We start from the raw sequence: 12,927 nt of genomic DNA, 5'->3' as shown, positions 1-12,927 counted from the left end.
TTTTATCAAGGTGTATTTTTGAAGCTCGTTAACTGACAATAAGTTTACTCCATCATGACTTGCTGCTTACATTGACAGAAAATCAAGAATACTCTATCATATTTCTGATTCCTTAAGAAGAAATAACGAGTTTCAGATGAGGTGAATATGATTCGTATAGCCATTGATGCCATGGGAGGGGACTTAGCGCCTGCTGCCATTGTAAAAGGGGCAATTGACAGCCTTTCTTCCTGCCCAAATACCAAGCTTCTTCTCTATGGAGAGGAGAAAGCCATTCAGGAAGAATGTGCCAAATACCAATATGATAAAGAAAGAATTGAGATTATTCCCTGTAGCGAGAATATCAGTTTGCATGAGTCTCCGGTTATGGCCATTCGGAGAAAAAAGGACTCCAGCATTGTTAGGGGAATGAAGGCGGTAAAGGATGGAGAGGCGGAGGCCTTTCTATCTGCCGGTTCCACCGGAGCGATTTTAGCCGGAGGACAGCTGATTGTAGGAAGAGAAAAGGGGGTATTGCGTCCTCCCCTTGCGGCTTTAATGCCTACAAGACAGGGGGTAACTCTACTTACTGACTGCGGCGCCAATGTGGATGCCCATCCGGAGTGGCTGGTACAGTTTGCCAAGATGGGTGCTATCTATATGAAGGAAATGCTGGGCGTTCCCTCCCCAACAGTAGGCCTAGTAAATATCGGTGCGGAAGAAGAAAAGGGAAATGCTCTGGTGAAAGCTGCCATGGAGAAGTGTAAGGAGGAAAAGGACTTAAACTTTATCGGCTCCGTGGAGGCCAGAGATATTGTGGAAGGAAACTGTTCCGTAGTGGTGGCAGACGCCTTTGTGGGAAATGTGGTTTTGAAAATGTACGAGGGGGTAGGAAAGATGCTTCTTTCCGAAATTAAGTCCGGCATTAAAGAGGGTGGCCCTCTTTCTTTGGTAGGCGGTGCTTTGATTTCTTCTGCCCTGCGAAAGAGAATGACAAAATTTGATGCCAAAAGCTACGGTGGAGCTCCTATTTTAGGACTAAAGGGCTTAGTGGTTAAAGTTCACGGCAATACAGACGGAGTAGAGATTACTACAGCCATTCGACAGGCCAAGGAATTTGCAGAAAAAGGCCTAACCAAAAAAATTGCGGCTGCTTTAGACTTCTCTGATAAAGAAGAGGAAAGAAGCGAAGAATAGATTAAAGAGGACAATAGTCCTATAGCGTTTTCATTTTCCATACAAGTAGTGATGATATGAGAATATTGTAGAGCATAGATGATAGAAAGGACAGTACTATGGAATTAGATAAGTTAAAAGAAATCATTGCCAGAGAATTGCAGCATGTAAAGAAAGAGGAGATTACGGAAGATTCTCGTTTTGTAGAGGATTTAAATGCAGATTCTCTGGATATTGTACAGATTATCATGGGAATCGAAGAAGAGTTCGGTATTGAAATTCCCGAAGAGGCAAGCTTTCAGATTAAGACCGTTGGTGAAGCACACAAAGCTATTTTAAAGGCTTTAGGAAAATAAAAATGATGGAAAACATGGGCAGTACGCCGTCTCTTACCAAGCTGGAAGAGGATTTGGGGTACCACTTTCAAGATCAAAAGCTCTTATTGCACGCCTTAACCCACCCTTCCTATTCCAATGAGATGGGGCATCCCAAGGAAGCCTCCAACCAAAGGCTGGAATTTCTTGGGGATGCGGTGTTGGAGCTGGTTTCCAGTACCCTTCTTTACCATAAGAAACCGGTGATTCAGGAAGGAAGGATGACCAAGCTTCGGGCGGCATTGGTATGTGAATCGGCTTTGGCTGTGGTGGCAAAATCGCTACAGCTTTCTTCTTATCTTCTTTTAGGAAAGGGAGAGGAAAGAGAGGGGATTCAATTTCGGGATTCCGTCTTATCCGATGCATTGGAAGCGGTGATTGGTGCCATTTATCTTGACGGCGGTATGGAAAAGGCGGAAGGCTTTGTTCGGGGAAAGGTTTTATCCGATATTGAGCATAAAACCCTCTTCCAGGATGCGAAAACCATGTTGCAGGAGTATTGTACGGCGAAGCATTATCCTCTGGAGTATGATTTATTGGAGGAAAGTGGTCCCTTTCATCAGCGTTTTTACAAGGTGTCCGTAAAGGTAAATGAAGAGGTGTACGGTATCGGAGAGGGAAGCTCCAAAAAGAAGGCAGAGCAGGCGGCTGCCTATTTTGCATTAGAAAAAATAAAGGTGGAAACAGGGGATGTATTTAAAGTCTATTGAAATTCAAGGATTTAAGTCCTTTGCCAATAAAACTGTTTTGGATTTTTCTCCCGGTATTACCGGGATCGTGGGGCCTAACGGCTCCGGAAAATCCAATATTTCTGATGCGGTTCGTTGGGTTTTGGGAGAACAGAAGGTAAAACAGCTACGTGGAAATTCCATGCAGGATGTTATTTTCTCCGGAACAGCCCTAAGGAGAGCCCAGGGCTATGCCTATGTGAGCATGTGCTTTGACAATGCGGATCATGCTCTAAATCTTCCCTATGAGGAAATCACCGTCAGCAGAAGATTGTACCGCTCGGGAGAATCGGAATATCGCTTAAATGATGCGGAATGCCGTTTAAAGGATATTCACGAGCTTTTTTATGATACCGGAATCGGAAAGGAAGGCTATTCCTTAATCGGACAGGGACAGATTGATAAAATTCTTTCCGGAAAAGCGGAAGAGCGAAGAGCCCTTTTTGACGAGGCGGTGGGAATTGTTAAGTTCAAAAGAAGAAAGGACATTTCCCAGAAAAAGCTGGAAGAAGAGCAGGCTAATATGGAGCGTATTCAGGATATCCTGTCAGAGCTGGAAAAGCAGCTGGCCCCATTGGAGAGACAGTCCGGAAAAGCAAAGAATTACTTACAGCTTAGGGATAAGCTCTTACTTTATGAAGCCAATCTTTTCCTTCTGGAAATGAAGGAGGCGGAGAAGGGCTTAGAGGAATTAGCGGAAAAAATCGAGAATTTAAGCTATTTTCAAAAGGAAGAGGAAGAGAAACAAAATCGTTTGACCCAGGCCTTTTTAGAAATGGAAAGGGAGGGAGAAGCCTTAGAAGCGGAGGAACAGAGGATTCGACAGCGGGAAGAACAGTATCTGTCGGAAAAGGCGGAGATAGAACGCCGGATTTCTCAGCTTCGAGAGGATATTTCCGGAAAAGAAAGCAGTAAAAAGCATTTTCAGGATCAAATTGAAAAGTTAAAGGAAGAAAGTAGTCAGCTTCTCGGGAAAATGGAGGATTTGGCGGCTACTTTATTTGCTATGCAGGAACAGTTTTCCTCCCTGCTTCCCTTTAGTAAGGATAAGGCAGAGGTACAGCTGGATGTGGATTTTATCCGTTCCACCATTAAGGAAGCGGAAATGACCATACAAAATTGCTTTGGAAACAATTTTGCCTTTGAAGAAGCTCCAAAGCTTTCAGGGGAAGAGGAAGAAAATCTTGGGGAGCAGTTTTTAGCCTTTCAGGAAAAAGAGGAGGAGCTGAAAAAAGCCCGGGAAAAATTTCAGTCTTTACTCCAAAGTATGCAGGGGCTCTCCCGGGAATTGCAGGAAAAAAGACAGGAGCTGGAATCCGAAAAGAGTCGTTTGGCTGCTCAGGAGAGGGCGGTGGAAAATCAAAGCCTTCGCCTTGAGAATCTGGAAAATCTTGCAGAGCGTTATGAGGGCTTCGGTAATGCGGTTCGCTTCTGTATGAGAGAAAAGGCTAGGGAAAAAGGCCTGATCGGCGTGGTGGCGGAGCTGATATCCGTTCCCAAAGATTATGAATTAGCCCTGGAAACAGTCCTGGGTTCCGGTCTTCAACAGTTGGTTTGTGAAGATGAAGGCACTGCAAAACGACTGATCGAAAAGTTAAAAAGGGAGAGACAGGGTAGAGCCAGCTTCCTTCCATTGCCTTCCCTTAGAAAAAACAGGGATGAAAAATATGACAGCTTAAAGAAGGAAGCGGGAGTGATCGGGGTATTTGCAGATCTGATTAAGGTTCCGGATTCTTGTAAAGGCTTGGAGAACTACCTTTTGTCCAGAGTGCTTTTGGTAAGAAGCATGGAGGAGGCTCTTAGATTAGAAAAGAAATATCATCACAGCCTAAGGATAGTTACCCTGGAAGGAGAGCTTTTACAGGCAGGGGGAGCTATTTCCGGCGGTGCCTATAAAAACAATTCCTCTCTTATGGGAAGAAAAAGAGAGATGGAAGAGCTTAAGGAGGGTATTGAGAAGGGAAAGGAAGCCTGCAACACTCTTCGGAAGTCTGTAGAGGAGAAGATGAAGGCCTGCAATAGGCTGGAACAGGAGCTCTCCGCAAAAGAAGAAGAACGGCATCAACAAGAAAAGGGTATTTCCGAGCTGGAGCTTATGCTTCAAGCAAAGATGCAGTTGGAGTATCAAACCCTGTCCACCAAGACGGATTTTCTGACAGAGCAGATGCATGGCTACAGCGATGCTTTGGAAAAGCTTTTTGCCGAGCAATTTGATCTGGAGGAGGCGGAAAAGCAGTCAAAGGAATCCGTACTGCATCAGGAGGAGGAAATCCAAAAATTGCAAGAAAAGCTTTCTTTGGGAGAAAAAGCATTTTCCGATAGAAAGGAAAGTCTGCAAAGAATTCAGGAGCAGAAGCAAAAGATTGCCGAAAAACAAAAGGCATACTTTGCGGAAAAAGAGAAGTTTGCAGAGGCTCAGTTAAATCAGGAAAAGGAAGCTCTTCGTTTAGAAAATCAAAAGGAAAAATTAGAGGAGCAAAGCGCCAAGTCTGCCCAGTATATTTTGGAAGAGTACGGATTACAGTTCTCCGAGGTGAAACAGTATTATCGGGAGGAGCTTAGCGAAGATCCTGCGCTTTCCAAGGAAATTCAGGAGATGAAGGGAAATATCAGGAGCCTTGGCCCCATAAATCTTGACAGTATTCAGCAATTTGAAGAGGTTTCGGAGCGTTACAGCTTTCTGCATCAGCAGGTGGAGGATCTTCTTACTTCCGAAAAATCTTTGCAGGAGATTATCGCCGACCTGGATCGAGGGATGCGGAAGCAGTTCCATGAAAATTTCTCCAAGATTCAAGTGGAGTTTAACAAGGTTTTCCGGGTTCTCTTCGGAGGAGGACAGGGAAGACTGGAAATGGAAGAGGGAGAGGATGTACTGGAAAGCGGCATTCGTATTGTGGCGGAGCCTCCCGGAAAGAAGTTACAAAATATGATGCAGCTCTCCGGAGGAGAAAAGGCGCTTACCGCTATTTCCCTGCTTTTTGCCTTGCAAAGTCTGAAGCCTTCTCCCTTCTGTCTGTTGGATGAGATAGAGGCGGCACTGGATGATTCCAATGTGGTACGCTTTGCGGAGTATTTGCATCATTTGATTAAGAACACCCAGTTTATTGTCATTACCCATAGAAGAGGGACTATGGAAAGGGCAGACAGACTTTTCGGTGTTACCATGCAGGAAAAGGGTATCTCTACCCTGGTATCTGTTGACCTGGTAGAAGACCAGCTGCAATAAGGAGGCGTCATGGCAAATTTTTTTACCAAAATACTGAATAATATTTTTCAATCCAATGAGGTAGCTGATGAGGCCTTTTATGAAGAGCTGGAAGAGGCCATGATTCTCAGTGATGTTTCCTATAGCAGCTGCATGCGTATTATTGATGCGGTAAAGCATGAGGCCAATCAGCGGGGAGTAAATCTGACCCGGGATGTGCAAAAGATTCTAAAGGACTATATCTTGGATCTGATGATGGTGGAGGAAGGCTATTACGCCTTTGAGCAGGAGAAAAGCATTATCTCCGTCATCGGCGTAAATGGTGTAGGAAAAACCACCTCTATCGGAAAGCTGGCCTATCATTTAAAGAAAAAAGGAAAGAAGGTTATCCTTGCGGCGGCGGATACCTTCCGTGCCGGAGCCATTGAACAGCTGGTGGAATGGGGGAATCGTGTAGGGGTGGATGTTATTCACCAAAAGGAAGGTTCCGACCCCGCGGCGGTAGTTTTTGATGCTCTTCAGTCCTTTAAGGCAAAAAATGCGGATGTTTTGATTATTGATACCGCAGGTAGACTGCACAATAAGAAAAACCTGATGCAGGAGCTTGGAAAAATCAACCGCATCATCGACCGGGAATTTGCGGAAGGCTATAGAGAAACCCTGGTGGTTTTGGATGCCACCACAGGCCAGAACGCCATGAGCCAGGCAAAGCTTTTTAAAGAATGCAGCCAGGTAACCGGTGTAATCTTAAGTAAGATGGACTCCACCGCGAAAGGCGGTATGGCTCTATCCATACAGGCCGAACTGGGCCTTCCAGTAAAATACATGGGCACCGGGGAAAAAGTGGAGAACCTCCAGCGCTTCGATGCCAAGAAGTACGTAGAGGACATTTTTGACCTGCATTAAGGTAAAGGGGCAGTAATCCTTTGTAATGGTATATATGCAGTATAGGTCTGAAAGTGGGGCACGCTCTCGCTAACCTCGCCTCGTAGCAGTACTAACTTCAAGCTTCGCTTTCAGTAAGTACTGACGGGCTCAGATTACCCCTTTTTTCAGACCTATACTGCATATATAAATTCTATTACACGAAATATTACAGCCCTTTGCTTTTATGCTGTCAACAAAAAAGCTTGACAGTAGGTAACTTTTTTGTTATTTTACTATATCGTGAGGTGAAGTATGGAAGCTTTTGTGGAAAAGGGAAACCTGTTTTTGCTGTATTCCGGCCTGTTAAAGGAGAAGCAAAGACAGATTTATGAATACCATATTTTGGAAGACATGAGCTTTACGGAGATTGGCTTGGAAATGGGTATCACCAGGCAGGCAGCCCAGGCGGTATTTCGAAAGGCGGATGAAAAGTTAAAGTTCATCGAAGAGAATCTTCACCTGGCAGAAAAGTGGCTTAGTATACGGCGTTGTGCGGAAGAAATTCAGAACAAGGCACGGGATGCGGAAATCAAAGCATTAGCAGGAGAAATCATTCATGGCATTTGAAAGTTTATCCGATCGTTTAAGTGATATATTTCAAAATTTATCCGGAAAGGGAAAGCTTTCCGAGGAGGATGTAAACCTTGCCTTAAAGGAAGTTCGAATGGCTTTGTTGGAAGCAGACGTGAACTTCAAGCTGGTAAAGGATTTCATTGCCAAGGTTAAGGAATCCGCCATCGGAGAAGAGGTATTTTCTTCTTTAAGTCCGGCCCAGACAGTGATTAAGATTGTTCGGGACGAACTGACCAAGATGATGGGGGAGGAAAATACGGAGCTGAAGCTTCGTCCCCAAAGTGAAATCACGGTTTTGATGATGGTGGGCTTACAGGGAGCCGGAAAAACCACTACTGCAGCAAAGCTTGCAGGGAAGTTTCAAAAGCAGCATAGAAAGCCTTTACTGGTAGCCTGTGACATTTACAGACCGGCAGCTATTGAACAGCTTCGTGTCAATGCGGAAAAGCTTTCTATCCCCTTCTTTAGCTTAGGCAATCAGGTGAAGCCTGAAGAAATTGCAAAGAAGGCCTATGAGGAGGCCAAGGCAAAGGGTTATAACCTGTTGATTTTGGACACCGCCGGAAGATTGCAGATTGATGACGCTTTGATGGAAGAGTTAAAGCGGATGAAGTCTGCTGTACCTGTGGATTGGACCATCCTTACCGTGGATGCCATGACCGGACAGGAAGCGGTAAATGTGGCAGAGAGCTTTAGCAAAGAAGTTGGCGTAAATGGTGTAATTCTCAGTAAGTGCGACGGCGATACCAGAGGAGGAGCTGCCTTATCCATTAAGGCGATGACCGGGCAGCCTATTCTCTACTTGGGTATGGGAGAAAAGCTTTCTGATTTAGAGCCCTTCTATCCGGACCGTATGGCAGGTCGAATTCTGGGAATGGGAGATGTACTTTCCCTCATTGAAAAAGCCCAGAGCGAAATGGATGAGGAAAAGGCCAAGGAATCCGTTAGGAAATTGTCCAAGGGGCAGTTTAACTATGATGATTTCCTGGATCAGATGAATCAGTTGCAAAAGCTTGGAGGAATCGCAGGGATCTTAAAGATGCTTCCCGGCATGAACAAGGCTATGCAGGGGATTGACCTGGAAGATTCCGAAAAGAAGATGAAGCAGGTAAAATCCATGATTCAGTCTATGACCTTCAAGGAAAGAGCCAATCCGAAGCTTATGAATCCCTCCCGTAAGAAAAGAATTGCCCAGGGAGCCGGAGTGGATATTGCAGAAGTCAACAAGCTGGTAAAACAGTTTGAAGAGATGCAGAAAATGATGAAGCAATTTGGCGGTTCCATGAAGGGAAAGCACGGAGGTTTCCCGGGAATGGGAATGGGCAAGAACCCCTTCGGAAGAGGAGGCGGATTTCCCTTCTAAAGAGATGGACTCCCCTTCTAAAGAATAGATTATTTCCCCTTCTAAATAGGTGGACTCCCCTTTTAAAGAATAGGCGGATTACCTTCTAAAGAATAGGAAACTTGTTTTTTATCAGGCATTTTATGTAGCGTTTCAACAGCTAGTCTGTAGAAATAAATTTATCTAAACACACACAAAGGAGAAAAGAAATGGCAGTTAAGATCAGATTAAGAAGAATGGGACAGATTCACGCACCTTACTATCGTGTTATTGTGGCAGATTCCAGAAGCCCAAGAAACGGTAAGTTCATTGCAGAGCTTGGATACTATGATCCAACTAAGGAGCCAACAGTATTTAAGGTAGACGCAGAAGAGACAAAGAAGTGGTTACAAAACGGAGCACAGCCAACAGAAACTGTTGCAAGACTTCTGAAGAAGTTTGACATCTAAGTCTACTTTTAAAGGAGGATGCTGTCGTGAAGGAATTACTGGAAACCATTGCAAAGGCATTGGTTCAGTTTCCTGAAGATGTTCATGCTGAGATGGAAGAGAAGGAGGGAGAAATCCACCTGACTCTTTCCGTAAATGAGCAAGACATGGGAAAGGTGATTGGACGTTCAGGTCGTATCGCCAAGGCGATCCGTTCTGTCATGAATGCTGCTGCATCCAAGCAAAATCTCAGAATATCCATCGATATTCAGTAAGGAGAAGGTATGTCTTAGGGCATACCTTTTCTTCACGCTAGGGGAGGGAAGATGTTAAAAGAGCTACGAGTAGGAACGATTTTGAAACCCCATGGTTTAAAGGGGGAAATGAAGGTTTTTCCCACAACGGAAGATCCAAGACGTTTTACTCAATTAAAGGAATTGATTTTACGAAGAGAAAGTAAGGGACTTCGGGATACTTCCTTTTCTGAAAGCAGAAAAATCAAGTCCGTTCGCTTTCAGGGAGAATTCCTGCTTTTACAATTAGAGGGGATTGACTCTGTGGAAATGGCGGAGAAATATCGTAACGTATCTTTAATGATTCCTAGAGAGCAGGCTCTTCCTTTAGGGGAAAATGAGTATTTCCTTGGGGATTATATCGGTATGGAAGTCTATATTGAGGGAAAAGAGCTCTTGGGAGAAGTGAAGGAAGTGATTGAAACCGGGGCAAATCTGGTGTTTTCCGTAGAAGGGAAAGACAAGGAATACCTGATTCCCCATATTCCTCCGGTGGTATATGAAATCAAGGAAAATCGTATCGGCATTCATCTGATGGAAGGGTTACTGGAGCTATGAGTAAATTTACTGTCTTTACCCTTTTTCCGGAACAGATTGAAAATGCCCTATCCCATTCCATTATGAAAAGAGCCATGGAGGACGAGAAGCTCTCCTTAAACTGCGTAAATATTCGTGATTTTACGGAGGATCCCCACGGCCATGTGGATGATGCTCCCTTTGGGGGAGGAGCAGGAATGTTAATGCAGGTTCAGCCCATTGTTTCCGCCTTTGAGGATTTGGTAAGAAGAGAAGGAAGACCGGATAGAGTCATTTACTGCTCACCCAGGGGAAAGGTATTTCAGCAAAGCATGGCCATGGAATTGGCCAAAGAGGAGCATATTCTCTTTCTTTGCGGGCATTACGAAGGTATAGATCAAAGAGCCTTGGATATTCTGGAGGTAGAGGAGGTCTCCATCGGAGACTATGTGCTTACGGGAGGAGAGCTTCCGGCAGTGATTATGATTGATGCCATAGCCCGCTTACAGGATGGGGTTTTAAACAAAAAGGAGAGCTTTGAAGAGGAAAGCTTTTCCCAAGGACTGTTGGAATATCCCCAATATACCCGTCCCAGAAGCTTTCAGGATAGAGAGGTTCCCGAGATTCTTCTTTCCGGAGATCATAAAAAAATCCGGCAGTGGAGGTGGGAAGAAAGTCTTAGAGTCACGAAGGAACAAAGACCTGAGTTATATGAGAAATATAGAGAGGAAAATCCGGAGCTTTTTATCGAAAAAAAGAAGCGGAAGAGATCAAAAATCAAAGTAGAGTAGAGGAAAAAGCAAAGCGGATTAGAGAAAAAATAAAGCAAAGTCAAGGATTTTGCTTGCAATTCTAGCTGCTTTGTGGTATTTTATTAAGGCTGTTTTGTAATAGAACAAAACGAAAACCGTATCATATGTTCCGCTGACGCAAGACGTGTATGAACATGGAATCATTATGGAGGACAAAGAAATGTCAAATTATGAAATCATTAAGGGAATTGAAGATGCTCAGCTGAGAAAAGAAGCATTGGCAGACTTCAACACAGGAGATACCGTAAAGGTATACAACAAGATTAAAGAGGGTAACAGAGAGAGAACTCAGGTTTTCGAGGGAACAGTTCTGAAGATTCAGGGTGGATCCAACAGAGAAACCTTTACTATTCGTAAGACATCTAACGGTGTAGGTGTAGAGAAGACTTGGCCAATCCACAGCCCCTTCGTAGAGAAGATTGAAGTGGTTCGTAGAGGTAAGGTAAGAAGAGCTAAGCTGAACTACCTTCGTGACCGTGTTGGTAAGGCTGCTAAGGTTAAGGCTGCAAAATAAGAGTAAAAGCGGTGTTCCTCAGGGGACACCTTTTTTAATATTTGTGCTATTCTTATAGGAGTGAAAATTGCCGCATTTCCATAAGGAAGGAGTAGATAGGAGCCCCATGAAAGAACAAGCAATACTGCAAAAATGGATTCGCAATTTAGTGGATTTTATTGTTATCCTTTCTTTGGCCTGGTTTGTGGTGCACAGCTTTTTCTCCTTGGCGAGAGTTTCCGGTCACAGCATGGAGCCCTCCCTTTCTGCAGGAGATACGGTATTGGTGGATGAATTCTTCTACCAGTTTAAAAAGCCTAAACGCTATGATGTGGTGCTATTTCAAAAAAAGGATAAGTCCAACAATATAAAACGTATCATCGGACTGCCCGGAGAAACCGTGATAATCCAAAACGGTCGTGTGTATATCAACGGCACTCTTTTGGAAACAGACAAGCTTTCTCCCATTGTCCTTGAGGGAGTAGCCAAGAATCCGGTGGAGCTGGGGGAAAATGAATATTTTCTTTTGGGAGATAACACGGACTCTTCGGAGGACAGTCGTTTTCAAAATATGGGAAATATACAGGAGAGCCAGATTGTAGGCAGGGTTTGGTTCAGGATTTTTCCTTTTCGGAAAATATCCTTGATTGGCTAAGGAGGAAAAATGAAGATACAGTGGTATCCCGGTCATATGGCAAAGGCCAAGCGGAAAATGAAAGAGGATTTGCCTTTATGTGATGTAATCGTTGAGGTTATTGACAGCCGTTGTCCCAATTCCTCCAGAAATCCGGAAATCGACCAGCTGGCTAAGGATAAAATCAGAATTTTATTGTTTAATAAGCTGGACTTGGCGGATGACGAGCGCAGCAAGCTCTTTATGGAGGACTTTCATAGAAGAGGCTTCTTTACTTTAGGGATTGATGCCAGAAACAGAGCCAGTGTAAAAAGAGTAAGCAAATTGATTCAAGAAGCCTCTCAACCTCTTTATGAAAAAAATAGAAAAAAAGGGATTTCCTCTCAAATGGTTAGAGCTATGGTGCTGGGAATCCCCAATGTAGGGAAATCTACATTTATCAATGCCTTTGTAGGTCGTTCTACTGCAAAAACCGGGAATAAGCCCGGAGTTACCAGAGGAAATCAGTGGATTAAGCTGGATAAAAATGTACAGTTATTGGATACTCCCGGAATTACCTGGCCGAAGTTTGAACGGGAAATTGTGGGCTATAACCTGGCGCTGATTGGCTCCATCAATGATGATATTTTGCCAATAGAGGATCTGGTTTTTTATTTCTTGAAATATCTTGTCCGCTACTATCCTAAAGCCATTCTGGATCGTTATGGAATAGAGCCGGAGGAGGGGGAAGCGGCTCTTTCCATTATGGATAAGATTGCCGTAAAAAGAGCCTGTATCAAAAAGGGAGGAGATGTGGATTACACCAGAGTCTCCCGTCTGATTTTAGATGATTTTCGCAGTGGCAGACTGGGGAAGATCAGCCTGGAGCATCCCGGTAAGTGGTCTGATGAAGGGGATGAGGATTCAGCAGTAGAATAAAGTGGAAAGATAATGCTCGGAAGAAGCGCTTTACAGAAATGAGGCCAAGGCATGACAGAAGCACAAAGACTTAAAGAGGAAGCCCGTTTAAAGGAAATGTGGAAATTGGAGGAAGAACATGCAAATCTTCCCTTTATTGCCGGAGTTGATGAGGCAGGGAGAGGACCATTAGCCGGACCGGTAGTAGCGGCTACCGCCATTTTACCCAAAGAGCATCTTTTTTATTTTCTCAATGATTCCAAGAAAATGACGGAAAAGCGAAGGGAAGCTCTCTTTCTTGAAATCAAGGAAAATGCGATAGCCTATGGAATTGGCATCGTTTCTCCGGAAAGAATTGATGAAATCAATATCCTACAGGCGACTTATGAGGCTATGCGACTGGCTATAGAGGAGATGGAGAAGAACTTTTCTATTATCCCTTCCCTTATGCTAAATGATGCGGTAAGGATTCCTATGGTGGATATCCCCCAAATTCCTATTGTTCACGGGGATGCCAAGTCTTTGTCCATTGCGGCAGCCAGCGTTCTGG

At 44.2% G+C, this 12,927-nt stretch carries 15 protein-coding genes; all 15 read left to right on the top strand.

Features of this window, described 5'->3' with window-relative positions; genetic code table 11:
• The first annotated feature begins 147 nt into the window (after positions 1–147).
• Complete coding sequence (gene plsX, locus ACO4PX_RS04495) at positions 148–1,176, top strand: phosphate acyltransferase PlsX (protein ID WP_485571683.1); 1,029 nt, start codon at positions 148–150, stop codon at positions 1,174–1,176.
• Between the two features lie 98 nt (positions 1,177–1,274).
• Positions 1,275–1,511 (top strand): acyl carrier protein, encoded by a 237-nt coding sequence (acpP, locus tag ACO4PX_RS04490; protein WP_183683992.1) that lies wholly within the window; start codon positions 1,275–1,277, stop codon positions 1,509–1,511.
• 2 nt (positions 1,512–1,513) lie between these two features.
• Positions 1,514–2,239 (top strand): ribonuclease III, encoded by a 726-nt coding sequence (rnc, locus tag ACO4PX_RS04485; protein WP_485571681.1) that lies wholly within the window; start codon positions 1,514–1,516, stop codon positions 2,237–2,239.
• Positions 2,220–5,483, top strand: a complete 3,264-nt coding sequence (gene smc, locus ACO4PX_RS04480; RefSeq protein WP_485571679.1) for a chromosome segregation protein SMC — start codon at positions 2,220–2,222, stop codon at positions 5,481–5,483. Before rnc ends, smc begins: the two co-directional genes overlap by 20 nt.
• A 9-nt stretch (positions 5,484–5,492) precedes the next feature.
• Positions 5,493–6,368 (top strand): signal recognition particle-docking protein FtsY, encoded by an 876-nt coding sequence (gene ftsY / locus ACO4PX_RS04475; RefSeq protein WP_308580124.1) that lies wholly within the window; start codon positions 5,493–5,495, stop codon positions 6,366–6,368.
• A gap of 273 nt (positions 6,369–6,641) precedes the next feature.
• On the top strand, positions 6,642–6,956 hold the full coding sequence (locus ACO4PX_RS04470; protein WP_007156149.1) for a helix-turn-helix domain-containing protein: 315 nt from the start codon (positions 6,642–6,644) through the stop codon (positions 6,954–6,956).
• Positions 6,946–8,325, top strand: a complete 1,380-nt coding sequence (ffh, locus tag ACO4PX_RS04465; RefSeq protein ID WP_007156148.1) for a signal recognition particle protein — start codon at positions 6,946–6,948, stop codon at positions 8,323–8,325. The genes ACO4PX_RS04470 and ffh overlap by 11 nt, the downstream gene beginning before the upstream one ends.
• Positions 8,326–8,513: 188 nt before the next feature.
• The gene (gene rpsP, locus ACO4PX_RS04460) at positions 8,514–8,753 is read left to right on the top strand and encodes a 30S ribosomal protein S16 (RefSeq protein WP_007156147.1); all 240 of its coding nucleotides are present in this window, start codon (positions 8,514–8,516) and stop codon (positions 8,751–8,753) included.
• Between the two features lie 26 nt (positions 8,754–8,779).
• Positions 8,780–9,007, top strand: a complete 228-nt coding sequence (locus ACO4PX_RS04455; RefSeq protein WP_007156146.1) for a KH domain-containing protein — start codon at positions 8,780–8,782, stop codon at positions 9,005–9,007.
• Between the two features lie 51 nt (positions 9,008–9,058).
• Complete coding sequence (rimM, locus tag ACO4PX_RS04450; protein WP_485571677.1) at positions 9,059–9,583, top strand: ribosome maturation factor RimM; 525 nt, start codon at positions 9,059–9,061, stop codon at positions 9,581–9,583.
• The gene (gene trmD, locus ACO4PX_RS04445; RefSeq protein WP_485571675.1) at positions 9,580–10,332 is read left to right on the top strand and encodes a tRNA (guanosine(37)-N1)-methyltransferase TrmD; all 753 of its coding nucleotides are present in this window, start codon (positions 9,580–9,582) and stop codon (positions 10,330–10,332) included. Before rimM ends, trmD begins: the two co-directional genes overlap by 4 nt.
• A gap of 181 nt (positions 10,333–10,513) precedes the next feature.
• Positions 10,514–10,867, top strand: a complete 354-nt coding sequence (rplS, locus tag ACO4PX_RS04440; protein WP_040648518.1) for a 50S ribosomal protein L19 — start codon at positions 10,514–10,516, stop codon at positions 10,865–10,867.
• A gap of 106 nt (positions 10,868–10,973) precedes the next feature.
• Positions 10,974–11,501 carry a signal peptidase I gene (lepB, locus tag ACO4PX_RS04435; protein WP_007156142.1) on the top strand — a complete coding sequence of 176 codons (528 nt, stop codon included), beginning with the start codon at positions 10,974–10,976 and terminating at the stop codon, positions 11,499–11,501.
• 9 nt (positions 11,502–11,510) lie between these two features.
• Entirely contained in the window at positions 11,511–12,398 is an 888-nt protein-coding gene (ylqF, locus tag ACO4PX_RS04430) for a ribosome biogenesis GTPase YlqF (protein WP_485571673.1), read from the top strand.
• A gap of 51 nt (positions 12,399–12,449) precedes the next feature.
• Positions 12,450–12,927, top strand: a 478-nt coding sequence (locus ACO4PX_RS04425; protein WP_485571671.1) for a ribonuclease HII, incomplete at its 3' end; no start/stop codon positions are given.

The organism is Oribacterium sp. (assembly GCF_057249185.1).
The sequence above is the reverse complement of the archived record's forward strand: the minus strand, read 5'-3'. Positions and strand labels throughout refer to the sequence as shown.

What these genes read in the sequence shown, in the direction of transcription:
- plsX (WP_485571683.1), top strand. Translation starts at nt 148, where the DNA reads ATGATTCGTATAGCCATTGATGCCATGGGAGGGGACTTAGCGCCTGCT.
- acpP (WP_183683992.1), top strand. Translation starts at nt 1,275, where the DNA reads ATGGAATTAGATAAGTTAAAAGAAATCATTGCCAGAGAATTGCAGCAT.
- rnc (WP_485571681.1), top strand. Translation starts at nt 1,514, where the DNA reads ATGATGGAAAACATGGGCAGTACGCCGTCTCTTACCAAGCTGGAAGAG.
- smc (WP_485571679.1), top strand. Translation starts at nt 2,220, where the DNA reads ATGTATTTAAAGTCTATTGAAATTCAAGGATTTAAGTCCTTTGCCAAT.
- ftsY (WP_308580124.1), top strand. Translation starts at nt 5,493, where the DNA reads ATGGCAAATTTTTTTACCAAAATACTGAATAATATTTTTCAATCCAAT.
- ACO4PX_RS04470 (WP_007156149.1), top strand. Translation starts at nt 6,642, where the DNA reads ATGGAAGCTTTTGTGGAAAAGGGAAACCTGTTTTTGCTGTATTCCGGC.
- ffh (WP_007156148.1), top strand. Translation starts at nt 6,946, where the DNA reads ATGGCATTTGAAAGTTTATCCGATCGTTTAAGTGATATATTTCAAAAT.
- rpsP (WP_007156147.1), top strand. Translation starts at nt 8,514, where the DNA reads ATGGCAGTTAAGATCAGATTAAGAAGAATGGGACAGATTCACGCACCT.
- rimM (WP_485571677.1), top strand. Translation starts at nt 9,059, where the DNA reads ATGTTAAAAGAGCTACGAGTAGGAACGATTTTGAAACCCCATGGTTTA.
- trmD (WP_485571675.1), top strand. Translation starts at nt 9,580, where the DNA reads ATGAGTAAATTTACTGTCTTTACCCTTTTTCCGGAACAGATTGAAAAT.
- rplS (WP_040648518.1), top strand. Translation starts at nt 10,514, where the DNA reads ATGTCAAATTATGAAATCATTAAGGGAATTGAAGATGCTCAGCTGAGA.
- lepB (WP_007156142.1), top strand. Translation starts at nt 10,974, where the DNA reads ATGAAAGAACAAGCAATACTGCAAAAATGGATTCGCAATTTAGTGGAT.
- ylqF (WP_485571673.1), top strand. Translation starts at nt 11,511, where the DNA reads ATGAAGATACAGTGGTATCCCGGTCATATGGCAAAGGCCAAGCGGAAA.